Raw genomic sequence first — 22,644 nt, forward strand, 5'->3', positions numbered from 1 at the left:
GACCGACCGACCGACCGACCGACGACCGAACCACGCACGACCGAACCACCCACGACCGACCGACCGAACCCAACTCGAATCGACCAAGGAGCAACGACGCCATGATTCAGCTCGGCATCTTCACCGCCTACTACCCCTACGACCTGAAGACGACCGCGGAGAAGATCCGCGCCCACGGCTTCAACACCGTGCAGCTCGACCTGCACTTTAAGGACCTCGACCTCGGCGCCGGCCAGATCACCAAGGAGAAGGCGAAGCTGGTCAGCGACACCTTCCGCGACCACGACCTGCCGATCTCGGCCATCTCGGGCTACACGAACATCGTGCATCCCGACCCCGAGCACCGGAAGGCGAACGTCGAATACCTGAAGGAGATCATCCGCAACGCCCGCAACTTCGGCTCGAAGTACGTCATCTCCGAGTCGGGTACCTTCAACGCCGAGAGCGAGTGGGACCACGACCCGCACAACCGCTCCGAGGACGCCTACGAGCAGGTGCGCACCGTTCTCGCCGAGCTGGCGCAGACCGCGTACGACCACGGCGCGACCTTCCTGCTCGAGACCTACGTGAACAACGTGATCGGCTCGGTGCGCGAGACCGCCCGCGTCTTCAACGACATCCGCACCCCGGGCCTCGAGCTGCTGATGGACCCGACCAACTACTTCGACGCCACCAACATCGACGACCAGGCCGGCGTGCTGAACGAGGTCTTCGACGTGCTCGGCGACCGGGTGCGCGTGGCGCACGCCAAGGACGTCAAGCGCGCGGGCGACGACAAGAGCGAGAAGCACGCCGACATCGGCGACGACGACGCTCTCGCCTCGCACACCTTCCGCGGCGTCGGCGAGATCGAGCTGCCGGCCGCCGGTCTCGGCTCGCTCGACTACGACCTCTACCTGCAGCGCCTCAGCGAGCAGAACCCGAACGCGCCGCTGATCATCGAGCACCTCGACGAGAGCGACATCCCGCGGGCCAAGCAGTTCGTCGTCGATACGCTCAAGAAGTACAACATCTAGGCGAGTCGGCGGGGCAGGCGGCGAGACGGGTGACACGAGAGGGATGCACGTGCAGGACAAGGTAGCGATCATCACGGGCGCGGGCGGCGCGCTCGGCCGGGCCACGGCACTCCGGCTGGGGGCCGACGGCTTCGCCATCGGTGCGCTCGGCCGGGCGAGCGCGGATCTGGCCGAGACCGCCGCGCAGCTGGAGGCCGAGGGCTTCCCGGTGCGGATGCTCGAGGTCGACCTGCGCGACTCCGACGCCATCGAGGCGGCCGTCGCGGGCACCGAACGGGACTTCGGCCCCGTCGAGGCGCTGATCAACAACGCGGCCATCTACCCGAGCACCCCGTTCCTCGAGATCCCGCTCGCCGAGTACGACGACGTCGTCACGGTGAACCAGCGCGGCTACTTCTACGCCGCCCAGGTGGCGGCGCGCGGCATGGTCGCGCGCCGCTCCGGCGCGATCGTGAACGTCGGCAGCATCACCTGGCACGGCGGCTGGTCGAACCTCGCGAGCTACGTCTCGACGAAGGGCGCGGCCGTCGCGCTGACGAGGGCGCTCGCCCGGGAGCTCGGCGAGCACGGCATCCGGGTGAACGCGGTCTCACCCGGAGCCTTCCCCACGAAGGCCGAGGAGATCCAGGGCGACGCGGCCGAGTACTCGGCCCACGTCATCGAGCACCAGGCGCTCAAGCGCCGGGGGAGCGACGCCGAGCTCGCGGCCGTCATATCGTTCCTGGTGGGCCCCGACTCGTCGTTCGTCACGGGCCAGACCATCAACGTCGACGGCGGCTGGATCATGGAATGAGGAATGCAGTGGAGATCTTCGGGCAGCAGCTGAGTCGGCGTGAGCTCGCCGAACGCACGGGTGACCTGTCGGCGGTGGCGGGCATCCGCTCGGTGGTTCTCGACGACGGCGTGGAGCGGGGCGTGCGCGCCCTCGAGCTGCGCACCGCTGCGGGCCTCGAGCTCGAGGTGCTCGTCGACCGGGCCTTCGACTTCGGCTCGGCGAGGCTTCGCGGCGTGCCGTTCGGCTGGCGCTCGGGCAACGGCTTCCGGCACCCCGGGCTGCACGAGCACAGCGACGAGGGCGGCCTGTCGTGGCTGCGAGCCCTCGACGGGCTGCTCGTCACCGGCGGGCTCGACCACACCCTCTTCGGCGGCGAGGTGGATGCGCAGCAGTACGGCTACCCGCCCAAGCAGAGCGTCACCCACGGCCTGCACGGCCGGCTCACCGCCATCCCGGCCCGGCTGCTGGAGGCGCGCGAGATCGTCGACGCCGACACCGGCGACTCGGTGCTGCGGGTCGTCGGAGAGGTGGTTCAGGCGACCTCGTTCGGTGAGCACCTGAAGCTCACCCGCACGGTCGAGCTCGATTTCACCGGCCGCGAGATCCGCTGGAACGACACGGTCGAGAACCTCGGCTTCGAGCGCACGCCGCACATGTTCCTCTACCACCTGAACATCGGCTGGCCCTTCGTCGACGAGGGTACCCGGCTCGTCGCCTCGATCGCGAAGACCCTCTGGTCCTCCGACTCGGCGGCCGAGCAGGGCGTGTCGTACCGCACGCTGCCGGCCCCGCAGCCGGGCTTCGTCGAGCAGGTCTTCGAGCACGAGCTCGTGGCCGGACCCGACGGCCGGCATCGCGTGGCGCTGATCGCCGCCGACGACTCCCGCGGTGTCGAGGTCAGCTGGAGCGCGGAGGGCATGCCGCACTTCTTCGAGTGGCAGAACCTGCGCAGCGGCCAGTACGCCGTGGGCCTCGAGCCCTCGACCCACCACGTCGACGGCGACGCCGCGGCCCGCGAGAACGGGTCGATGATCTGGCTCGAGCACGGCGAGCGCCGCGAGTACTCCACCACGGTGCGGGTGCTCGACGGCTCGGCCGAGACGCGGGCCTCGGCCGAGGCGATCCGCGCCATCCACGGACAGCCCGAGTAGGCGCCACCGTGCCTGTTTCCGCATCCGGCGATAGTCTTATGTTAGCGCTGCCAGTCCGCGACGAGCGGATGCGCGGCCCCCGTGAACCGAGGAGTCACCGATGACCGACACCACCACCCCCGCCTCCCCGTCGGGCGACCCCTCGGCGGCCCCCGAGGTGCTCTCGGGCATCCGGGTGCTCGACTGCTCGATCGCGATGGCGGGCCCCTTCGCGGCGCAGCGCCTCGGCGACCTCGGCGCCGACGTGATCAAGGTCGAGCCGACCCGCGGCGAGTGGCAGCGGCACGCGGCGGCGGGTGGGGCGACCGGCAACCGGATCAACGTCTCGTTCCTGTCGCTGAACCGCAACAAGCGCTCCATCGGGGTCGACCTGAAGGCCGACGAGGGCCGCGAGATCCTCTATGAGCTGGTGAAGACGGCGGACGTGTTCCTGCAGAACTACCGGCCCGGTGTGGCCGCCCGGCTCGGCGTCGACTACGAGACGCTGCGCGCCATCAACCCGTCGATCGTCTACGTGTCGATCTCGGGCTACGGCGAGGACGGGCCCTACCGCAACCGCCCGGGTCAGGACCTGCTGCTGCAGGCGATGAGCGGGGCCATGCTCTCCTCGGGGAGTGCCGGGCATCCGCCGACCCCCGCCGGGCAGTACCTCGTCGACGCCGTCACCGCCTCGACGGCGTTCGAGGGCGTGCTGGCCGCGCTGTTCCACCGTGAGCGCACCGGGCAGGGGCAACTCGTCTCGGTGAACATGCTCGACGCCATCACGACGCTGCAGATGCAGGAGCTCTCGGTCTTCACCGTGGGCGGCGTGGGCCAGCACCGCAGCGAGCAGCCGCACGCGCACGTCTACATCCGGGCGCCCTACGGCACCTTCTCCACCACCGACGGCTACCTCGCGCTCGCCATGCCCGATCTGCACACGCTCGGCGAGGTGCTCGAGGAGGAGTGGTTCCTCGGCATGGACACCGAGGTCGACAGCTGGACCCACCGCGACGAGATCTACGCCAAGACCGCCGAGCGGTTGGCGACCCGCTCGACGGCCGAGTGGCTCGAGGCGCTCGGCGCCGCCGGCATCTGGGCGGGCCCCGTCTACGGCTACCAGGATCTCGTCGACGACGAGCAGATCAAGCACAACGGCACCTTCATCGAGTACGAGCACCCGACCGAGGGGCTCGTGAAGACGCCCGGGTTCCCGTACAAGCTGTCGGAGACGCCCGCGCGCATCGACCGCGGGGCGCCGCTCACGGGGGAGCACACGCGCGAGATCCTCGCCGAGCTGGGGCTGCCCGCCGACCGCGTCGACGCGCTGCTCGGTGCGGGCGTGGTGGCGGCCGAGCCGGAGGCGGTCGCGGTGGCGGAACCGCTCGCGGTCGCGGAACCGGCATGACAGGCGCGACCGGCCCGGCGCCCGCGTACCGCGGCATCACCTGGGACCACCCGCGGGGGCGCGACGCCCTGCGGGCGGCCGCGGCCGGCGACGACGCGGTCGACATCGACTGGCAGGCGCATTCGCTCGAGCACTTCGAGTCGCATCCGATCGACGAGCTGGCCCGCGACTTCGACCTGATCGTGCTCGACCACCCGCACCTCGGCGAGGCGCTCGAGCTCGGCTCGCTTCAGCCGATGGAGGATGTCGTCGGCCCCGAGCTGCTCGAACGCTGGGCCGGCGCGTCGGTTGGCCCGTCGTTCGAGTCGTACCGGATGCTCGGCCGGCAGTGGGCCTTGCCGCTGGACGCGGCCACCCAGGTCGCCGCCCTCCGCACCGACCTGCTGCCGGGCGTCGCCGCTCCCGAGACCTGGGCCGAGGTCGAGCAGCTCGCCGCGGAGGCGCCCGTCGCCCTCTCCCTCGCCGGGCCCCACGCCTTCCTCAGCTTCGCGTCGATCTGCGCCGCCCTCGGCGAGCCGGTCGCCGACCACCCCGAGCTGCCCTTCGTCTCGGACATCACGGGCTCGCTCGCCCTCGACATCCTGCGCTCGATCGGCGCGCGCGCCCCCGCCGGCAGCGCCACCCAGAACCCGATCGCCCTGCTCGAGCGCATGACGGCCACCGACGAGATCGCCTACCTCCCCCTCGTCTACGGCTACGTCACCTACTCCTCGCCCGTGCTGCGATTCGCGGATGCTCCCGCCGCCCTCCCCGGCGGCCGACGCGGCTCGACCATCGGCGGCACCGGCATCGCGGTCAGCCGCCGCGCGGAGGTCACCCCCGAGCTCGTCGCGCACATCACGCGGCTGCTGTCGGACGAGACGCAGCGCGACTTCATCCCCCGGCACGCGGGCCAGCCCTCGGCTCGGGCGGCCTGGACCGACGCCGACGTCGACCGCTCGGCGAGCGGCTTCTACGGCGCGACGCTCGCCACGATCGAGTCGTCCTGGGTGCGGCCGCGCTATGCGGGATACATCCTGTTCCAGTCGGCGGCCTCGGCGCTCGTGCGCGAAGTCGTGGCCGGCGCCCTGCCCGTCGCCGAGGGGCTCGAGCGGCTCCGCTCGGCCTTCAGCACCTCCGTCCTCCGAACCGAAGGGGTCGCCTCATGACCGCACCCGTGCCCGCCACCGACGAGATCCTCGTCGAGCTCGTCGACCAGGTGGCCGTCGTCACGCTGAACCGTCCGCAGAAGCTCAACTCCGTCACCCAGGAGATGTCGGATGCGCTGGTCGAGATCGCCGGCTGGGCGAACGACAGCGACGAGGTGCGCGTGCTGGTGCTGACCGGGGCGGGGGAGCGGGCCTTCTGCGCCGGCTCGGACATCCGCTCGCTCGACAAGTACGCCACCCCGTGGGACTTCCGGAACCGGGAGGACTACTGCGACGCCCTGCGGCTGCTGCGGAAGCCCGTGATCGCGGCCGTGAACGGCTACGCCTTCGGCGGCGGACTCGAGACGGCGATGACCTGCGACATCCGTCTCGCCTCCACCACGGCGTCGTTCGCGGCGCCCGAGATCAAGCTCGGCTGGATCGGCGGCGGCGGCATGAGCACCTTCCTCGCCCACTCGATCGGCGCCTCGAACGCAGCGCTGATGCTGATGACGGGCGACCCGATCGACGCCGAGCGGGCGCTCGCCTGGGGGCTCGTCTCGGAGCTGGTGGCGCCCGAGGCGCTGCTCGAGCGGGCCGTCGAGCTCGGCCGCACCATCGCCTCCCGGCCGCCGATCGCGGCCGAGACGGCCAAGGCCAACCTCCGGGCCGCCTACAACCTGCCCCAGGATGCGGCGATCGCCTACGAGCGGGACCTGCAGACCGTGACCTTCGCTACCGACGACGCCGCGGAGGGCCGCGCCGCCTTCGCCGAGAAGCGCCCCGGCGTCTTCCGTCGGCGCTGACGCCGACCCCCTCGCCCCCGCCCGTCCCTCTCGCAACGGAGAACACATGAGCCTCACCGACACCACCCCCCTCGCCCCCCGCGCCGACTGGGCGGGCGACGCCGCGGCGGCGCTGCCGGCCGACGGCACCGCCGGCACGCTCGTCGGTCGCGTCTGGAACCCGGCGGTGAACGGTCCCTCGCCCGTGCTCGTCACCGCGGACGGCGTGCTCGATCTGAGCGCGACCTTCCCGACCGTGAGCGCGCTGGCCGACGAGGCCGACCCGGCGACGGCGGCGCGGGCGGCGGCCGGTGCGCGCCTCGGCTCGTTCGAGGAGATCTACGCGAACACCGCTCCGGCCGCCCGCGACCGGGAACGTCCGTGGCTCCTCGCCCCCGTCGACCTGCAGACCCTCAAGGCCGCCGGGGTCACCTTCGCCGTGTCGATGATCGAGCGGGTGATCGAGGAGCGGGTGCGGGGCGACGTCGAGGCGGCCGCGAGGATGCGGGCGGGCATCCTGGAGCAGATCGGCGCCGACCTGCACGAGATCGTTCCCGGCTCGCCGGCCGCCGTGGCACTGAAGGAGTACCTCGTGGGGGAGGGCCTCTGGAGCCAGTACCTCGAGGTCGGCATCGGGCCCGACGCCGAGATCTTCACCAAGGGGCCGACCCTCTCGGCGGTCGGCACCGCCGACCAGGTGGGCGTGCTCTCGACCTCGCTCTGGAACAACCCCGAGCCGGAGGTCGCCCTGATCGTCGACCGCGCCGGCCGCATCGTCGGCGCCACGCTCGGCAACGACGTGAATCTCCGCGACGTCGAGGGGCGCTCGGCCCTGCTGCTGCCCAAGGCGAAGGACAACAATGCCTCGTGCGCTCTCGGGCCCCTCGTGCGGCTCTTCGACGACGGCTTCGACCTCGACGCGGTGCGGCGGATGAGCGTCACGCTCGAGATCGACGGCGAGGACGGCTTCCACCTCGACGGCACCTCGGAGATGAGCCAGATCAGCCGCGACCCCCTCGACCTGGTCGCCCAGCTCGAGGGCCCCCAGCACCGCTACCCCGACGGTGCCGTGCTGATGCTCGGCACCATGTTCGCGCCCATCGTCGACCGCGACGACGTCGACCGGGGGTTCACCCACAAGAGGGGCGACATCGTGCGGATCTCCTCGGGCGAACTGGGTAGTCTGGTCAACCAGGTCGAGGCGAGCGAGAGGTGCGAACCGTGGGAGTTCGGGATCGGCTCGCTGATGAGGAACCTCGCGAGCCGGGCGCTGCTGTGAGCGACGGGGCCGTCGCCGAACTGGTCACGCGCCCCTCGCGCCGCTCGACGCACTCGGTCACCCTCGAAGACGTCGCGCGGCACGCGCAGGTGTCGCCGCAGACCGTCTCCCGCTCGATCCGCAGCCCGCAGCTGGTGTCGGAGTTCACGCTCGAGCGCGTGCGCAACTCCATCAGCGAGACGGGCTACGTGCCGAACCTCGCGGCCTCGAACCTCGCCTCCAATCGCAGCATGACGGTCGCGGCGATCATCCCCGCGGTCTCCGCCTCGGTGTTCGCGGATGCCCTGCAGGGCCTCGAGGAGGTGCTCGCCCCCGAGGGGTACCAGCTCTTCATCGGTTCGACGTCCTACCGTCCGGGCCACGAGGAGGAGCTCGTTCGGGCCTTCCTCGGCCGCCGCCCCGACGGCATCTTCATCGTCGGAACCGACCACTCGCCGAACACCGGGCACCTGCTGCGCGAGTCGAAGGTGCCCGTGGTCGAGGCCTGGGACCTCACCGACACCCCGATCGACAGCGTGGTCGGCTTCTCGAACAGTGCGGCCATCCGGGCCCTCGTGGAGTTCGCGCGCGATCGCGGCTATCGGCATCCGACGTTCGCCGGCTCGTTCCAGACGGGCGACTTCCGGGCGCTCGCGCGGCGCGCGAGCTTCGAGGAGTCGGTGGGTGCGCTGTTCCCGGGCGAGCCCGTGCGGGTCGTCGACTCGGGCACCGCGACGGTCGACTACGACACCGGGCGGCGGCTGCTCACCGAGACGCGGGCCGCGCATCCGGAGACCGACGTGCTGATGTTCGCCAGCGACGTGTTCGCCGCCGGTGCGGTGCTCGAGTGCGCCCGCGCCGGCATCTCGGTGCCGGGCGACATCGCCGTGACGGGCTTCGGCGACTTCGAGATCGGGCGGCACCTCGTTCCGACCCTCACCACGGTCGCCGTGCCCAACCGCCAGATCGGCACCGCGGCAGGCGAGCTGCTGCTCGCGCGGATGACCGGCGGCACCCGTGAGACCGCCGAGATCGACCTCGGCTTCTCGGTCGTGGCGCGCGAGAGCGCCTGACCTTTCCTGCACCCCACACCCCCCGAAGGAGTACCGATGCTCACCACCACAGATCCGCGAACCGGTGTTAGCGCTGCCACCTCACTCGCGCCCACCTCGCCCGAGACCGTGCACGAGATCGCCCTGCGTGCCGAGTCGGCCGCCCAGGAGCTGCAGTCGCGGGGCAGGGAGTTCCGCGCGCAGCTGCTGGACGCCATGGCCGCCGGGGTGCTCGCCGCCCGCGACGAGCTCGTGGCCGCCGCCGACGCGGAGACCGGACTCGGCACGGCTCGTCTCACGGGCGAGGCCGGCCGCAGCGCCTTCCAGTTCTCGCTCTTCGCCGAGGCCGTGCGCGAGGGCTCGTTCGTCGAGGCGGCCATCGACCACGCCGGTGACACCCCGCTCGGCGCAGCTCCTGACGTGCGACGGATGCTCGTGTCCATCGGCCCCGTCGCGGTGTTCGGCTCGAGCAACTTCCCCTTCGCCTTCTCGGTGCTCGGGGGTGACGTGGCGTCGGCGATCGCCGCCGGATCGCCGGTGGTCGTCAAGGCGCACGGCTCGCATCCGCTCACCTCGAAGCTGTCGTACGAGGTGCTGCAGCGGGCCGCCGAGTCGGTCGGTGCCCCGCGCGGCACCTTCGGCATCGTCTACGGACAGCAGGCCGGCGTGACCCTCGTGCAGGAGCCTGCCATCAAGGCGGCCGGCTTCACGGGGTCGCTCGGCGCGGCCGAGGCACTGCAGCGGGCGATCGACCAGCGGCCCGACCCGATCCCGTTCTTCGGCGAGCTGTCGAGCATCAACCCGCTCGTGGTGTCGCCGGGTGCAGCCGCCTCGCGCGGTGCTGCGATCGCCGAGGGGCTGTTCGCCTCGTACACCGGCTCGGCCGGGCAGCTCTGCACGAAGCCGGGCATCGCCTTCGTGCCCTCGGGGCCGGAGGGCCAGGCGGTCGTCGACGCCCTCGAGTCGCTCACCTCGGCGGCCGGGCCGCAGGTGCTGCTGAACGACCGCATCCAGACCTCGTTCGGCGAGATCGCCGACCGGCTCGTGGCCGCCGGCGCGGTGGTCGGGGCCTCGGGCGGTTCCCCGGAGGAGGGGTCGGGGTTCGCGGTCTCGCCGCGCCTGCTCGAGACCACCGCGGAGACCCTCGGGGCCGAGCTCGCCGAGGAGGCCTTCGGCCCGCTCGTGGTGGTGGCCCGCTACGATTCGCTCGACGAGGTGCGGGAGGCGTTCGGCCGAATCCCGCGGTCGCTGACCGCCACGCTGCACGTCGAGGACGACGAGCCCGACGTGGTGTCCTCGCTGTCCTCGACGCTCGAGGCCAGCTCGGGCCGGGTGGTCTTCAACGGCTACCCGACCGGGGTGCGCGTCGCCTGGGCGCAGCAGCACGGGGGGCCGTGGCCGTCGACGAACTCGCAGCACACCTCGGTGGGGGTCACGGCGGTGCGCCGCTTCCTGCGCCCGCTCGCGTGGCAGAACGCGCCGGAGGCGGCGCTGCCGGAGGAGCTGCGGGACGGCTTCACGGGCATCCCGCGCCGGGTCGACGGCGTGCTGACGCTGCCGGCCTGAGCCGGGGACGACGAAAGGGGGCGGGCCTCACGGCCCGCCCCCTTCACGTGTTCCCGCCTAGCTGCGCGAGGCGCGGCGGCGCATCACCAGCACCACGGCGATGCCGCCGGCCAGCACGACCAGGGCCATCATGCCGATGCCGAGTCCGGCGAAGCCGGTGTTGGCGAGGCCGGCCGAGCCGCTGCCGCCCGCACCCGGTGCCGGAGCGCTGGTGGCACCCGGGTCACCCGGTGCCGGAGAGCCGCTCGGCCCCGGCGTCGGCGTCGCGGTCTCGGTGGGCGTGGGCGTCGGCGTCGGCAGGGCCTGGGTCGTGGTGACCGAGACCAGCGTCGAGAGACCGGTGTCGCCGTAGGCGACCGAGCCGAGGAAGCGGGCCGGGCCGTCGAGGTCGGTCCAGCTCACGTCGTAGCTCGTGGCCTGACCCGAGACCAGGTCGAGCGAGGCCGGCGCGGTGAGCGCGCCGGGGGTCTCGCCGACTCCGAGCAGGTACTCGACCAGGTCGAACACCGACGCGTCCGAGCCGTCGGTCACCGAGAAGATGTCCACCGTCACCCGGTAGGTACCGGGCTCGGGGTTCTCGATGTCCACGCGCTCGTCGGCCGAACCGGTCGCCGAGGTGTACGAGGTGACGGGCTTGCCGTCCTCCCCGATCCGGTCGACGTAGAGGTCCAGGTCGTCGGTGTCGGTGAGGGCGTCGAGGTCGAACCGCGCGAACGAGGTTCCCTCCTCGACGGTCACCGTCGACTCGAAGGTCTCGCCCTTGGGCAGCGAGCCGGAGTGGCCGTCGCCGGCGCTGGCGTCCTCGACGAGGGTTCCCTCGGCGAGGCCGGTGACGGCGAGCGGCAGGTTGCCGTCGATGCCGGGCGTCACCGGCACCGAGACGGTGCCCGAGTTGCCCTCGCCGGAGACCTCGTAGGGCACCGCCAGCGCGACGGGGCGCACGGCCACGGGGCTGCGCACCTCGCCGGTGTCACCCGACCAGACGAGGTAGCCGGTGGCGAACTCGTCGAGCGGGGCGTCCGCGACGTCGAAGGTGACGGTGTAGCTGGCGGTCTCGCCGGCCGCGCCGAACGACAGCGTCGAGGGCGTGACCGTGGTCTCGACCCCCGGGATGTCGAGCGACGCGGTGTAGCTGCCCGCGGCGGTCGAGGTGACCGTGCGGGTGACCGTCTGCAGCCCGGCCAGCGAGCCGATGGCGATCGAGGGCTGGTTCAGGTCGGACGGGTCGATCGGCTCCACGCCGAGCGGCTCGGGGAAGACGTAGCCCTCACCGAGCAGGAAGGCGTACCAGTCCTGCGGCGCGCTGTCGTAGACGAGTCCCGGGTCGAGCATGCGGCTCGGGTCGACGTGACCCGCGCCCTGGGCGAACACGTCGCTCGAGGGCGAACCGTCCTGCTGCACCGAGTCGTACGCCGAGGTCATCATCGACGACTTGATGGTCGAGACCGAGGCGTTCGGGAACTTCGTCAGGTAGAGCGCCGCGAGACCGGCCACGTGCGGCGCGGACATCGAGGTGCCCGACTCGAACTGGAAGCTCGGGTCGTCGCCCTGCTGGTTCGCGCCGTCGGCCAGGATCGACACACCGGGAGCGGTGATGTCGGGCTTCAGCACGTCGGCGGTGTCGGCCTCGGCCGGGCCGCGGGACGAGAATCCGGCGACCTGGGGAACGGGGCGCTCCTCACCGGAGGTGTTGCCCTCGACGAGCGTCGCGGTGGCACCGGCGGTGGCCGCGTACGCGTAGATCGCGTCGTAGTGGTCGGAGTCGATCTGGATGGACGGCACCGAGTGGTCGTCGGCGTGGTTCGCGTTCGGGAACGGGTTCACCAGCAGCATGCCGACACCGCCCGCGCGGGCGACCTCGGCCGACTTCGAGACGCGGGCGGTGACGCCGGCCTCGCAGACGACGATCTTCCCGGCGGTGAGCGCGGGCGAGAGGCTGCCCGTCTCGCAGATGGTCGGGTCGACGTCGCCGTCGTCGCCTCCCACGTCGTCACCGAGCACCAGCGGAGCCGTCACGGGCTCGTGCACGGTGATCGAGGCGCCGGCGAACTTCTCGCCGTTGCCGAGCTCCGCGGTCGCGGTGTAGGTCGGGATCGACGAGGCCGCCACGGTGGTGTACCAGGGGGAGGCGTGGTCGAGCGTGCTCGCGCCGGGGCCCGAGTTGCCGGCCGAGGCCGAGACGAAGACGCCCGCCGCCGCGGCACCGAAGAACGCCTGGTCCTCCAGGGCGAAGGTGGAGGTGGCCGCGCCGCCGCCGATCGAGTAGTTGATCACGTCGACGCCGTCGGCCACGGCCTGCTCGATCGCCGCGAGGATCGACTCCGTGTAGCAGCCGTCGTCGGTCTCCTTGCCGTTGCCGTTCCAGCAGACCTTGTACTCCGCGACCTTGGCGGCCGGGGCGACACCGGAGATGTCGCCGAAGTCGTAGTCGCCGATGGTGGCGTCGACGTCGGCGTTGCCCGCCGCGGTCGAGGTGGTGTGCGAGCCGTGGCCGTCGCCGTCGCGAGGCGAGAGGAACTCGGGGCGATCGGGGGTGCCCACCAGGTCGTAGAGCGACTTGGGCAGGAACCAGCTGGCGCCGATGAGCTTGGTGTTGCACTCCTCGCCGGTCCACTGCTGATCGCCGTCCAGGCCGGGCTGGCAGATGCCGGAGTAGGTCTGGCCGTCGGACTTCTCGAACACGATGCGGTCGCCGTCGAGGTAGGGCTCGGCGCCTTCCGCCGTGCCCAGGGTGTCGCCCGCGAAGGAGGGGTTCTCGGGCGCGATGCCGCTGTCGATGTCGCCGACGACGATGCCCGCACCGGCCTGCGACTGACCGCCGAGCTCCGACCAGAGGCCGTCGTCCCCGCTCAGGCCGAGGAAGTCGGTGGAGGACTGCTGTCCGGTCTCGGGGAACGGCGTCAGGGCCGCGGCCTCCACCGGTGCCGTGGGGGCGGCGGCGGGAGCCCGGTCGAGGTGCTTCACCTCGGACTTGGTGACGGCCGCGACATCGCGACGGTTCGCGAGCTCGGCGGCCTGGTCGGCGGTGAGGTTCGCCGAGAATCCGTTCAGGGTGAGCGTGTAGCTGTAGCCGACCGAGGCGCCGACCGACGAGGCCACGGCGTCCTGCTGGTTCTGCAGGTGCGCCGAGTACGCCTCGACCGCCGGGGCCGCGGCCTCGAGCTGCTGACCGCCCTCGGGGGCGGTCTGCGCGAAGCGCTGGTCCGACCCGGTGTAGGTGGCCGCGGGGTCGTCGACCAGGGTGACGATGTAGGTGCCGTCGACGTAGCTCACCGGCACGGAGGGGCCGACGGGCGGCTTGACGGCCGAACCGGCGGGCGCCGCCGAGGCGCTCGAGAAGGCGAACGAGCCGGCGGCGATGATGCCGGCGACCGCGACGAGCGCGGCGGCCTGCCGGGAACGGCGGCCTCGTGGCCCCCCGCCCGGATCGGATCGGAACAGAGGACGCGCGGAGGCAAGGGGCACGTAGGGCTGCTTTCTCAAGGGGCTAATCGATGAACATCACAGAACGATGTGAGTGTCCGTTGATTATGCGGAGAATCTCAGCCGAAGTGAAGTCTGTTGATTTCGTTCACATTCGAGTACAGTCCACCCCCGGATGGGGGAGAGACGGTGCGGGGGAGGAACGCCGAAGGGGACGCCCCGATCGGAGCGCCCCCTGTGGGAAGAGCGAGGTGGGAAGAGTGAGGATCAGGCCTCGACGTCGCCGCGCCAGGCACCCGTCTCCGAGCCCTGCGACTCGATGAACTCCTTGAACTTCTCGAGGTCCTTCTTCACCGCGTGGGTCGGCACGCCGACGGCCGAGCCGATCTTCTCGACGATGCCCTCGGGCTCCCAGTCGATCTGCACGGTGACGCGGGAGGTGGTGTCGCTGAGCTTGTGGAAGGTCACGACGCCAGCGTGGTCGACCTCGCCGCCGGTGCTCGTCCAGGCGACGCGCTCGTCGGGGTGCTGCTCGCTGATCACGGTGTCGAACTCGCGCTCCTGGCCGGCGATGTTCACCTTCCAGTGGGTGTGGGTGTCGTCCTGCTGGTCGATCGTCTCGATGAAGTCGAGGAACTTGGGGAACGACTCGAACTGGGTCCACTGGTTGTACGCGGTGCGTACGGGGACCTCGACGTCGACGGTCTCGATGATCTGAGCCATGGCTGTACTCCTTCTTCGTGTTCGTCTCTGGGTGTACTCCCCACCCAACGACGTACGGGTGCCACTGCCAACCGACGCACACCCAGCACTCAGGCTCGGTTCAGTCGTGGCCCCGGAACTCGTCGGCCACGAGGATGTCACGGCGGAAGTGGCCGGTGCGATAGGCCGCCCGGCCCACCATGTGCGCCGAGACCGGGGCCGTGAGGCTCTGGAAGAAGACAATGGCGACCGCGAGGGTGATCGTCACGAGCGAGGGGTTCGACACCGCCACGTCGGCCACGATCGCGATCACGCCGAGGATCTGCGGCTTCGTGGCGGCGTGCAGGCGCGACAGCACGTCGGGGAAGCGCAGCAGGCCGACTCCGGCGGCGAAGCACATCAGCGCGGCGACGAGCACGAGAACCCCCGTGATCACGTCGCGGAGGTCGAGGCCGTCGAAGCCCCACTCCAGGCCGTTCATGTGTCGTCCCTCGCCGAGAGGAAGCGGGCGACCGAGACCGAGCCGACGATGCCGAACAGCGCGAGCCCGAGCAGCACGGGCATCGTGTCGGTGTGCCGGTTGATGGCCATCTCGGCCCCGATGGCGCAGATGGCGGTGGCCACCAGCACGTCGGAGGCGATGATGCGGTCGAGGGCTGACGGCCCGCGGATGATGCGCACGAGCGCCCCGATGGCGCCCGCGCCCATCAGCAGCCCGGCGACGATCACGACGACGATCACGAGGCGTCCTCCTCTGCGGATGCGGATGCGGATGCCGGCCCGGACGCAGATCCGGATCGGGATGCGGATGCCGGCCCGGATGCGGCGGTGCCGCCCTCCGCCAGCCGCGCCAGGTCGTCGGCCGAGCCGGCCGCGCGGATCAGCCGCCGCTCGGTGTCGAGCACCCTCTGCTTCAGCGCCGGGATCTCCTCGACCGACTTCACGTTCAATGCGTGCAGGTAGAGCGTCGAGGCCTCGCGGTCGATGTCGAGCACGATCGACCCGGGCACCAGCGAGACCGCCTCGGCCGTGAACGTCATGATCAGGTCGGAGCGTGTGCGCAGCTGCACCGCGATCACCGCGTTCGAGGGCCGGTAGCCCGGCCCGATCGCGATCCAGGCGATCTGCAGCGAGGCGAGCACGATGTCGCCGAGCAGCCGCAGCACGAACAGCAGCCCGAACCAGGGGTTGAGCCGCCCGCTCAGCCGCACGGCGGGCAGGTAGAAGACGGCCGAGACGAACAGAGCGAGGGCGACCCCGGTGACCAGGGCGAGCCAGGTGACCTGACCCCAGATCAGCACCCAGATCAGCACGAGGCCGAGGAAGGGCACCAGTCCGCTGACGAGGCGGGCGATCATCCGACACCCCCTTCGTCGACCGAGATCGGCACCAGCGCGCCCTCGGGGAAGACCGAGTCGACGTAGGGCTCGGGGGTCGAGACGTTGCCGGCCGCGCGTTGGGCGAGATCGAACAGCGGCCCGGCGAACACGGTCAGGCAGAGGGTCAGCGCCATCAGCCCCGTCGCCGCCGCGATCATCAGCGGCGAGGTGCGGGTCTGGGTGTCGGTCGAGGTCGCCGTGCCCGTCATGGTGCCGACGGAACCGGTCGGGCCCTCCTGCAGCGACTCGATCAGCGGCGACTCGTAGCCCTCCACGTCCTTCTTGGGACGCCAGAAGGCCATGTTCCACACGCGTATCAGGGCGTAGAGGGTGAGCAGCGAGGTGACGATGCCGGCGCCGATCATCACGTACACGAGCGGGTTGGGGCTCGCGGCGCCCGCCTCGAACAGGCCGACCTTGCCGAGGAAGCCCGAGAACGGCGGGATGCCGCCGAGGTTGAGCGCCCCGATGAAGAACAGCACGGCGACGAACGGCGCCGCCTTGAGCAGCCCGCCGAGCTCGGTGATCGACGTCGAGCCGCCCTTGCGCTCGATCAGCCCCACCACGAGGAACAGTGCGGTCTGCACGAGGATGTGGTGCACGATGTAGTAGATCGTGGCGCCCGAGGCCAGCTCGGTGCCGATCGCGACACCGAAGATCATGTAGCCGATGTGGCTGACCAGCGTGAACGACAGCAGCCGCTTCACGTCGGCCTGGGCGAGGGCGCCGAGGATGCCGATGACCATCGTCAGCCCGCCGACGATCAGCAGCGGCACCTGCAGCGGCACCTCGAAGAAGAGTAGCTTGTCGGTGCGGATGATCGCGTAGACGCCCACCTTGGTGAGCAACCCGGCGAACACCGCCGTGACCGGCGCGGGCGCGGTGGGATAGGAGTCGGGCAGCCAGAACGACAGCGGGAACACCGCCGCCTTCACCGCGAAGCCGATCAGCAGGGCCGCGCAGAGGATCATCTGCACGTCGAGCGGCAGCTCGCGGATGCGGTCGCTCAGCAGCGCCATGGTGACGGTGCCCGTGGCGCCGTAGATCAGCGCGATCGCACCGAGGAAGAGCAGCGACGACACCAGGCTCACGACGACGTAGGTCACGCCGGCCCGGATGCGCGATCCGGTGCCGCCGAGGGTCAGCAGCACGTAGCTGGCCGCGAGCAGCATCTCGAAGCCGACGTACATGTTGAACAGGTCGCCCGCGATGAAGGCGTCGAACAGCCCGGCGGCGAGGATCAGGTAGGTCGGGTGGAAGATCGACACCGGGGTGTCGCGGTCGCGGTCGGCGTAGCCCTGGCCGACCGCGAACACGAGCACGCCGAGCAGCACCAGCGCCGAGACCACGACCATGATCGCGGAGAGCCGGTCGACCACCAGCACGATGCCGAACGGCGGCTCCCAGCCGCCCACCTTCACCACCGCGGGCTTTCCGGTGCTGTCGACGATCGCGAGCAGCACGGCCGCCGCGGCGGTCACCGCCGTGAGCGCGAGCACGCTGATCAGGATCTGCAGTCGCGGGTGGCGGCCGAGGATGAGGGTGACCGCGGCCCCGACGAGGGGGACGATCACCAGCAGGGGCACGAGGGTGTTCGTCATCGCATCACGTCCCGGTCGCGCTCGCTGGGTTCCTCGCCGGCCGAGCCCGACGCGCTGTCGTCGTCGTCGCCGAGGTCGCTGCCCTCGTCGAGGATTGTGCGCACCGCCGCGTCGTCGTCCTCGAGCGACGCGTGGAAGACGCCCGCCTGGTCGATCTCCATCGCCTCGTCCTCGTCGTCGTCGGCCGCCACGTCGTCGCCCTCATCGCCGAGGTTCGACAGCCACCATGAGCGGTAGATCAGCGCCAGGATGAACGCGGTCACGCCGAAGTTGATCACGATCGCCGTGAGCATCAGCACCTGGGGGATGGGGTCGACCGTGTCGGCGCCGTTCCCGTCGACGATCGGCGAGTCACCCGCCCGCCCCGACATGATGAAGATCAGCAGGTTGGTGGCGTTGCCCACCAGCAGGAAGCCGATCAGGATGCGCGTCAGGCTCTTCTCGAGCATCACGTAGACCCCGGCACCGTACATCACGGCCATCAGCACCACGAGGGTGATCGACGCGCTCATCGGGCCTCCTCCGCCGTGACGGAGTGCTCGTCGGCGTGGTCGCCGCCGCCCTCGGCCTCGGCCTGCTGCCGGTCGACCTCGCCGCCGAGGGCGCGCAGCACGTCGAGCACGACGCCGATCACCACGAGGTAGACGCCGATGTCGAAGATGGTGCTGGTGCCGAAGGAGATGTGGCCGAGGAGCGGCAGGTCGGCCTCGAAGTAGGCCGAGGTGAGCACGTCGGCGCCGAGGAAGAGGCTGCCGACGGCGGTGCCGGTGGCCAGCAGCATGCCGGTGCCGAGCAGCGCGCCCGGCCCGATCGGCAGCGTCTCGCCGATCTCGTAGCGGCCGCCCGCGAGGTAGCGCGCGATCAGCGCCAAGCCGGCGACCAGTCCGCCGGCGAACCCGCCGCCCGGGGCGTTGTGGCCGGCGAAGAGCAGGTAGACCGAGACGACGATCGCGGGGTGGAAGATCAGCCGCACGAGCACCTCGAGGATGAGCGAGCGGTTCTCGGGGGCGAGCGTGCGGCCGCCGAGGAGCCAGGAGTGCTGCCGGTCATCCGGAGCCTCGGAGGAGGTGTGCGGGTCGTTGACGAGCTTCACGCGCTGGGTGGTCTGCCGGCGCTTCCGTGACTCGCGGAGCCGCGGCATGCTGACGTTGCGACCCGTGACGAAGAGCAGGCTCGCGACGCCGGTGGCGACGACGACGAGCACCGAGAGCTCGTTCATCGTGTCCCAGGCGCGGATGTCGACGAGCATCACGTTCACGATGTTCTTGCCGTGGCCCTCCTCGACCGAGAGCCGGGCGAGCTCGTCGGTGAGGGTGCCGGCCTGGCGGGCGCCCAGGGCGACCAGCCCGGCCACTCCCATCGTGACGCCCACCAGGGCGCCGATCGCGATGCGCCGGCCGCGCTTCATCGGCTTGTTGTGCTGCGCGATCCGCGGGGGGAGGCGGCGCAGCACCAGCACGAAGACGACGATCGTGACGGTCTCGACGAGGGCCTGCGTCAGCGCCAGGTCGGGTGCGCCGTGGAACGAGAACAGCACCACGAGGCCGAAGCCGGTGGCACCGACCAGCAGCACCGCGGCGAGGCGGTGCGTCGCTCGCGCGGCCATGATGGCGGCGGCGCCCATCGCGGCGGCCACGAACACCTGAGCGGGGTAGTCGAAGAGCACGAACTCGCTCGGCCAGGTGCGGTTCAAGGCCGTCGTGGCACCGAGGCAGAGCACGAAGACCAGCAGGATCGTGCTGAGGTACTGGGGCAGGCCGCCCTTCTGGGCGAACAGCGTGACCCGCGCGGCGGCCGCGTCGACGGCTCGCACGATGGCCCAGTAGCTGCGCGAGGCGTCGACGACGACCGGCACCTTCTTCTGCAGGCGGCTGAAGCGGGCCCGCACGGCGAACAGGCCGAGGCCCGCCGCGATCACCAGCACCGAGATGCCGAGGGCCGGCTCGAAGCCGTGCCAGAGGGCGAGGTGGTAGTCGCCCTCGCCCGGCACGGTGTCGGCGTAGCCCTCCAGGGCGTGGCCGATGGGGGCGGCGAGGAAGCCTCCGGCGATGGTGGCGACCGTGAGCACGACGGGGGCGATCAGGATGAGCGGGTCGGGCGAGTGGTGGTCGTGCGGGGCTGCGGCGGCACGCGCATCCGCCCCCTTCTTCGTGGCGAAGGCGCCCCAGACGAAACGGGCGCTGTAGGCGACGGTGAGGATCGAGCCGAGCGTCACGCCGACCAGCGCCACCCAGCCCCAGGGCTCGCCGTGCTCGCCGGCCTCGAGAAAGGCGCTCAGCACGGCCTCCTTCGAGACGAAGCCGAGGAGCGGCGGGATGCCCGCCATCGACGCCGCCGCGATGATCGCCACCGCGGCCAGCACCGGCCGCCGCCGCCCGAGGCCGGAGATCTCGCGCAGGTCACGGGTGCCCTCGTCGTGGTCGACGATGCCCACCACGAGGAAGAGGGTGCACTTGAACAGGGCGTGCGCGAGCAGCAGGGCGGCGCCCGCCAGCGCGGCGTCGCGCGAACCGAAGCCCACGACGACCGTGAGGAAGCCGAGCTGGCTGACCGTTCCGTAGGCCAGCAGCAGCTTCAGGTCGTACTGGCGGAGCGATCGCCAGGCGCCGAGCAGCATCGTCCAGACGCCGATGACGACCAGCACCTCGGTCCAGCCCGGGGTGTCGGCGAAGCCGGGGGCGAGGCGGGCGATCAGGTAGATGCCCGCCTTCACCATCGCGGCGGCGTGCAGGTAGGCGCTCACCGGGGTGGGCGCGGCCATCGCGGCCGGCAGCCAGAAGTGGAACGGCACGAGCGCCGACTTCGACAGGGCGCCGGCCAGGATGAGCATGATCGACGTCGTGACGAGGGCGCTCGCCGCGGGCGGATCGGCGACGATCGCGGCGATCGAGGTAGTGCCGGCCGCCGTGCTCAGCAGGACGACGCCGACGAGCATCGCGAGCCCGCCGAAGGTCGTGACGAGCAGGGCCTGCAAGGCGGCGCCGCGGCTCTCCTTGCGCTCGGTGTAGTGGCCGATCAGGAGGTAGGAGAGCACGCTCGTGATCTCCCAGAACATGAACATGATGTAGATGTCGTCGGCGGTGACGAGGCCGTACATCGTGCCCGCGAAGGCGAGCAGCAGCGCGGCGAAGCGGCCGAGCGACGGCTCGTCGGGCGAGAAGTAGCGCGCGCAGTAGATCAGCACGAGGGCGCCGACGCCGGTGACGACGAGGGCGAGCAGCCAGCCGAGGGTGTCGACGCGGAAGCTCAGCGCGATGCCGAGCTGCGGGATCCACGGCACCGACTGGGTGACCTCCTCGCCCGCCAGCACGCGACCGCTCTGGCTCAGCGTGTACGCGAAGGCACCCGCCGGCAGCAGGGCGACGAGGTAGAAGACCCGGGTCGACAGGATGCGCGTGAGAAGCGGAGTGAGCGCTGAGAGTCCCGCGAACAGCAGCAGGACCAGGATCACGCGGACTCCTCATGTCGGGGAGAGGGCAGGGCCCCCAGTCTACCCGGCGCTCGGTAGGCTCGGCCCATGAGCTCCCTGGCCGTGCATCCTCTCGATCCTGCAGACGGCGGCCCGTATTCGGTCGCCGTGACCTCGGACGGGGCGGTGTGGTGCTCGCTCGTGCACGCGGGAGCGGTGCTGCGGAGGGACCCCGACGGGTCGGTGGTGGTGCTGCCGCTCGGCGACTCCTCGCAGCCGGCGCAGGTGGCCGCCGCGGGCTCCGACTCGGTGCTGGTCGCCGACATGGCCGCGAACGCGGTGCTGCTGGTGGGGCCGACGGGCGTGCTGCGACGCACCGACGCCCCGTCGCCCGGCGCGCAGCCCTACGGCGTGACCTCGCTGCACGACGGCACCGCCTGGTTCACCGAGATGGGCAATGACTCGCTCGGTCGCATCGGCATCCTGGGCGGGGTCGCCGAGTTCGCCACGGGCACCCTCGACGGCGTCGTCTCGATGGTCGCGGCCTCGGGCGACTCGCTCTGGTTCACGGCGAACCAGGCGAACGTCGTGGGGTACGTGCGGGGGGCGGATGCGGTGCCGGCGCTGTTCCCGCTGCCGACGTCCGAGGCGGGGCCGGTGGGCATCGTGGTCGGCGACGACGGGGCGGCGTGGTTCACCGAGATCCTGGCCGGGCAGATCGGGCGGGTCGATCGCGGGGGACGGGTGGTCGAGCATCCGCTGCCCGACCGGCACTCGAAGCCGCACGCGATCGTGCGGGACGCGCGGCCGGACGGGGGCTGCTGGTTCACGCTCTGGGGGTCGAACGAGCTCGGGCACGTGACGCTCGACGGGGCGTTCTCGTTCGTGTCGCTGGCGGAGACAGGGCACGAGGAGCCGCACGGGCTCGCGGTGGGGGTCGACGGGACCGTGTGGGTCGCGATGGAGACCGGGGCGCTCGTGGCGGTGACGGTGTGAGCGGGGGCGGGGATGCCGAGGGCGAGCCCGCGCCGCGGTACCCGTACGGCACGGCGTTCTGCGAGTACACGGTGCACGGCACCGGGCTGTTCGAGGTTCCGGATGCGCGGGCCGACCCTCGCTTCGCCGAGACGCCGGCCGTGACGCAGTTCGGCGTGCGATCGTATGCCGGGGTGCCGCTGCGGGCGGGCGACGGCGAGGCGGTCGGGACGCTGTGCGTGATGCACCCGGAGGCGCGGACGCTCAGTGCGGCCGAGCGGGCGCGGCTCGGGGAGCTGGGGCGGTGGGCGGAGGGGGAGCTGCGGGTCGGTTCGGGTTCGGGGCGTCGTTCTGGGTCGGGTTCTGGTTCGGTCTCGGTCTCGGTCTCGTCGGACGGTGACGTCTCGGCTCTTTCGCTGCCGTTCGGGGAGGTCAGCGGCGACCTGCACGCCTGGCAGCGCAGCGGGTCGGCGGTGACCGTGACGGTGGGGGACGTGATGGGTAAGGGGGCTGTGGCGGGGGCGCTCGCCGAGGAGCTGCAAGCGAGTCTGGCTTCTTCGTCATCTTCTGCCTCGGGCCCTGCCGTCGCCCTCGCGCGGGCGGCCGCGTCGCTCGAGCCGCGGCTCGCCTCGCTGGGAGCGTTCGTGACGCTGTTCCATGCGGTCATCGACGACTCGGGAAGCGTGGAGTACGTCGACGCCGGGCACGGCCTGACCCTGATCGTTCCGGCGTCGGACACCGCCCCCGTCGAGCGCCTCGCCTCCCGCGACCTGCCGTTGGGGGTGCAGGACGCCGCCTCCGGCTGGGCCCCGCGCACCGTGCAGCTGCAGCCCGGCGACACCCTGATCTCGGTGACGGACGGCGTGCTCGAGCTCGACGACTCCACGCTCGACTCGCTGCTGCGCCTCGCCGACGAGCTGCGCTCGCGGCCCGATGTCGGCGGCTTCCTCGACGGCGTGGCCGCCCGGGTCGAGGTCGCCGCGGTCGACGACGACGTGACGGTGCTGGTGGTGACCCTCCCCGCGCGCTAGCGTTCGG

At 71.4% G+C, this 22,644-nt stretch carries 19 protein-coding genes; 11 read left to right on the forward strand and 8 right to left on the reverse strand.

Annotated elements, in window-relative coordinates:
* The first annotated feature begins 101 nt into the window (after positions 1-101).
* The 9 genes from HQQ85_RS09810 to HQQ85_RS09850 all read left to right on the forward strand — a co-directional run bounded on the left by HQQ85_RS09810 (position 102) and on the right by HQQ85_RS09850 (position 10,117).
* A complete protein-coding gene (locus tag HQQ85_RS09810) occupies positions 102-1,016 on the forward strand; it encodes a sugar phosphate isomerase/epimerase (RefSeq protein ID WP_173182316.1) in 915 nt (304 codons plus the stop codon).
* 49 nt (positions 1,017-1,065) lie between these two features.
* Positions 1,066-1,809, forward strand: a complete 744-nt coding sequence (locus tag HQQ85_RS09815; protein ID WP_216851607.1) for an SDR family NAD(P)-dependent oxidoreductase — start codon at positions 1,066-1,068, stop codon at positions 1,807-1,809.
* On the forward strand, positions 1,806-2,942 hold the full coding sequence (locus HQQ85_RS09820) for an aldose 1-epimerase family protein (RefSeq protein ID WP_216851608.1): 1,137 nt from the start codon (positions 1,806-1,808) through the stop codon (positions 2,940-2,942). The genes HQQ85_RS09815 and HQQ85_RS09820 overlap by 4 nt, the downstream gene beginning before the upstream one ends.
* Before the next feature lie 100 nt (positions 2,943-3,042).
* A complete protein-coding gene (locus HQQ85_RS09825; protein WP_173182318.1) occupies positions 3,043-4,329 on the forward strand; it encodes a CaiB/BaiF CoA-transferase family protein in 1,287 nt (428 codons plus the stop codon).
* The gene (locus HQQ85_RS09830) at positions 4,326-5,477 is read left to right on the forward strand and encodes a carbohydrate ABC transporter substrate-binding protein (RefSeq protein ID WP_173182319.1); all 1,152 of its coding nucleotides are present in this window, start codon (positions 4,326-4,328) and stop codon (positions 5,475-5,477) included. The genes HQQ85_RS09825 and HQQ85_RS09830 overlap by 4 nt, the downstream gene beginning before the upstream one ends.
* Positions 5,474-6,262, forward strand: a complete 789-nt coding sequence (locus HQQ85_RS09835) for an enoyl-CoA hydratase/isomerase family protein (RefSeq protein WP_173182320.1) — start codon at positions 5,474-5,476, stop codon at positions 6,260-6,262. Before HQQ85_RS09830 ends, HQQ85_RS09835 begins: the two co-directional genes overlap by 4 nt.
* 46 nt (positions 6,263-6,308) lie before the next feature.
* The gene (locus HQQ85_RS09840; protein ID WP_173182321.1) at positions 6,309-7,520 is read left to right on the forward strand and encodes a fumarylacetoacetate hydrolase family protein; all 1,212 of its coding nucleotides are present in this window, start codon (positions 6,309-6,311) and stop codon (positions 7,518-7,520) included.
* Complete coding sequence (locus HQQ85_RS09845) at positions 7,517-8,572, forward strand: LacI family DNA-binding transcriptional regulator (protein ID WP_216851609.1); 1,056 nt, start codon at positions 7,517-7,519, stop codon at positions 8,570-8,572. Before HQQ85_RS09840 ends, HQQ85_RS09845 begins: the two co-directional genes overlap by 4 nt.
* Before the next feature lie 36 nt (positions 8,573-8,608).
* Positions 8,609-10,117, forward strand: a complete 1,509-nt coding sequence (locus tag HQQ85_RS09850; protein ID WP_173182322.1) for an aldehyde dehydrogenase family protein — start codon at positions 8,609-8,611, stop codon at positions 10,115-10,117.
* Positions 10,118-10,174: 57 nt separating this feature from the next.
* Here HQQ85_RS09850 and HQQ85_RS09855 read toward each other — a convergent pair whose 3' ends face one another.
* The 8 genes from HQQ85_RS09855 to HQQ85_RS09890 form a co-directional block, all read right to left on the reverse strand.
* Positions 10,175-13,582 (reverse strand): S8 family serine peptidase, encoded by a 3,408-nt coding sequence (locus HQQ85_RS09855; RefSeq protein WP_173182323.1) that lies wholly within the window; start codon positions 13,580-13,582, stop codon positions 10,175-10,177.
* A 225-nt stretch (positions 13,583-13,807) separates the two neighbouring features.
* Complete coding sequence (locus tag HQQ85_RS09860; RefSeq protein ID WP_173182324.1) at positions 13,808-14,263, reverse strand: SRPBCC family protein; 456 nt, start codon at positions 14,261-14,263, stop codon at positions 13,808-13,810.
* Positions 14,264-14,363: 100 nt separating this feature from the next.
* Complete coding sequence (gene mnhG, locus HQQ85_RS09865) at positions 14,364-14,723, reverse strand: monovalent cation/H(+) antiporter subunit G (RefSeq protein WP_173182325.1); 360 nt, start codon at positions 14,721-14,723, stop codon at positions 14,364-14,366.
* Entirely contained in the window at positions 14,720-14,983 is a 264-nt protein-coding gene (locus HQQ85_RS09870; protein ID WP_271206368.1) for a monovalent cation/H+ antiporter complex subunit F, read from the reverse strand. Before HQQ85_RS09870 ends, mnhG begins: the two co-directional genes overlap by 4 nt.
* Complete coding sequence (locus tag HQQ85_RS09875; protein ID WP_173182326.1) at positions 14,980-15,600, reverse strand: Na+/H+ antiporter subunit E; 621 nt, start codon at positions 15,598-15,600, stop codon at positions 14,980-14,982. Before HQQ85_RS09875 ends, HQQ85_RS09870 begins: the two co-directional genes overlap by 4 nt.
* On the reverse strand, positions 15,597-17,222 hold the full coding sequence (locus HQQ85_RS09880) for a Na+/H+ antiporter subunit D (RefSeq protein ID WP_173182327.1): 1,626 nt from the start codon (positions 17,220-17,222) through the stop codon (positions 15,597-15,599). Before HQQ85_RS09880 ends, HQQ85_RS09875 begins: the two co-directional genes overlap by 4 nt.
* A complete protein-coding gene (locus HQQ85_RS09885; RefSeq protein ID WP_173182328.1) occupies positions 17,219-17,734 on the reverse strand; it encodes an NADH-quinone oxidoreductase subunit K in 516 nt (171 codons plus the stop codon). The genes HQQ85_RS09880 and HQQ85_RS09885 overlap by 4 nt, the downstream gene beginning before the upstream one ends.
* Positions 17,731-20,673 (reverse strand): Na+/H+ antiporter subunit A, encoded by a 2,943-nt coding sequence (locus tag HQQ85_RS09890; RefSeq protein WP_173182329.1) that lies wholly within the window; start codon positions 20,671-20,673, stop codon positions 17,731-17,733. Before HQQ85_RS09890 ends, HQQ85_RS09885 begins: the two co-directional genes overlap by 4 nt.
* A 66-nt stretch (positions 20,674-20,739) precedes the next feature.
* Between HQQ85_RS09890 and HQQ85_RS20785 the strand changes: the two genes are divergently transcribed.
* Together HQQ85_RS20785 and HQQ85_RS21650 are read left to right on the forward strand one after the other, a co-directional pair.
* Positions 20,740-21,627, forward strand: coding sequence for a virginiamycin B lyase (locus tag HQQ85_RS20785; protein ID WP_216851610.1), 888 nt, complete (start codon positions 20,740-20,742; stop codon positions 21,625-21,627).
* A complete protein-coding gene (locus HQQ85_RS21650; RefSeq protein WP_216851611.1) occupies positions 21,624-22,637 on the forward strand; it encodes a GAF domain-containing SpoIIE family protein phosphatase in 1,014 nt (337 codons plus the stop codon). Before HQQ85_RS20785 ends, HQQ85_RS21650 begins: the two co-directional genes overlap by 4 nt.
* The last annotated feature ends 7 nt before the right edge of the window (positions 22,638-22,644 follow it).

It is taken from the genome of Herbiconiux sp. VKM Ac-2851 (assembly GCF_013205105.1).
GTDB lineage: Bacteria > Actinomycetota > Actinomycetes > Actinomycetales > Microbacteriaceae > Herbiconiux > Herbiconiux flava.

Excerpts from the sequence above, each read along its gene's own strand:
- HQQ85_RS09875 (WP_173182326.1), bottom strand. The coding sequence starts at position 15,600 with ATGATCGCCCGCCTCGTCAGCGGACTGGTGCCCTTCCTCGGCCTCGTG.
- HQQ85_RS09820 (WP_216851608.1), top strand. The coding sequence starts at position 1,806 with ATGAGGAATGCAGTGGAGATCTTCGGGCAGCAGCTGAGTCGGCGTGAG.
- HQQ85_RS09825 (WP_173182318.1), top strand. The coding sequence starts at position 3,043 with ATGACCGACACCACCACCCCCGCCTCCCCGTCGGGCGACCCCTCGGCG.
- HQQ85_RS09850 (WP_173182322.1), top strand. The coding sequence starts at position 8,609 with ATGCTCACCACCACAGATCCGCGAACCGGTGTTAGCGCTGCCACCTCA.
- HQQ85_RS20785 (WP_216851610.1), top strand. The coding sequence starts at position 20,740 with ATGAGCTCCCTGGCCGTGCATCCTCTCGATCCTGCAGACGGCGGCCCG.
- HQQ85_RS09885 (WP_173182328.1), bottom strand. The coding sequence starts at position 17,734 with ATGAGCGCGTCGATCACCCTCGTGGTGCTGATGGCCGTGATGTACGGT.
- HQQ85_RS09880 (WP_173182327.1), bottom strand. The coding sequence starts at position 17,222 with ATGACGAACACCCTCGTGCCCCTGCTGGTGATCGTCCCCCTCGTCGGG.
- HQQ85_RS09835 (WP_173182320.1), top strand. The coding sequence starts at position 5,474 with ATGACCGCACCCGTGCCCGCCACCGACGAGATCCTCGTCGAGCTCGTC.
- mnhG (WP_173182325.1), bottom strand. The coding sequence starts at position 14,723 with ATGAACGGCCTGGAGTGGGGCTTCGACGGCCTCGACCTCCGCGACGTG.
- HQQ85_RS09810 (WP_173182316.1), top strand. The coding sequence starts at position 102 with ATGATTCAGCTCGGCATCTTCACCGCCTACTACCCCTACGACCTGAAG.
- HQQ85_RS09840 (WP_173182321.1), top strand. The coding sequence starts at position 6,309 with ATGAGCCTCACCGACACCACCCCCCTCGCCCCCCGCGCCGACTGGGCG.
- HQQ85_RS09830 (WP_173182319.1), top strand. The coding sequence starts at position 4,326 with ATGACAGGCGCGACCGGCCCGGCGCCCGCGTACCGCGGCATCACCTGG.
- HQQ85_RS09860 (WP_173182324.1), bottom strand. The coding sequence starts at position 14,263 with ATGGCTCAGATCATCGAGACCGTCGACGTCGAGGTCCCCGTACGCACC.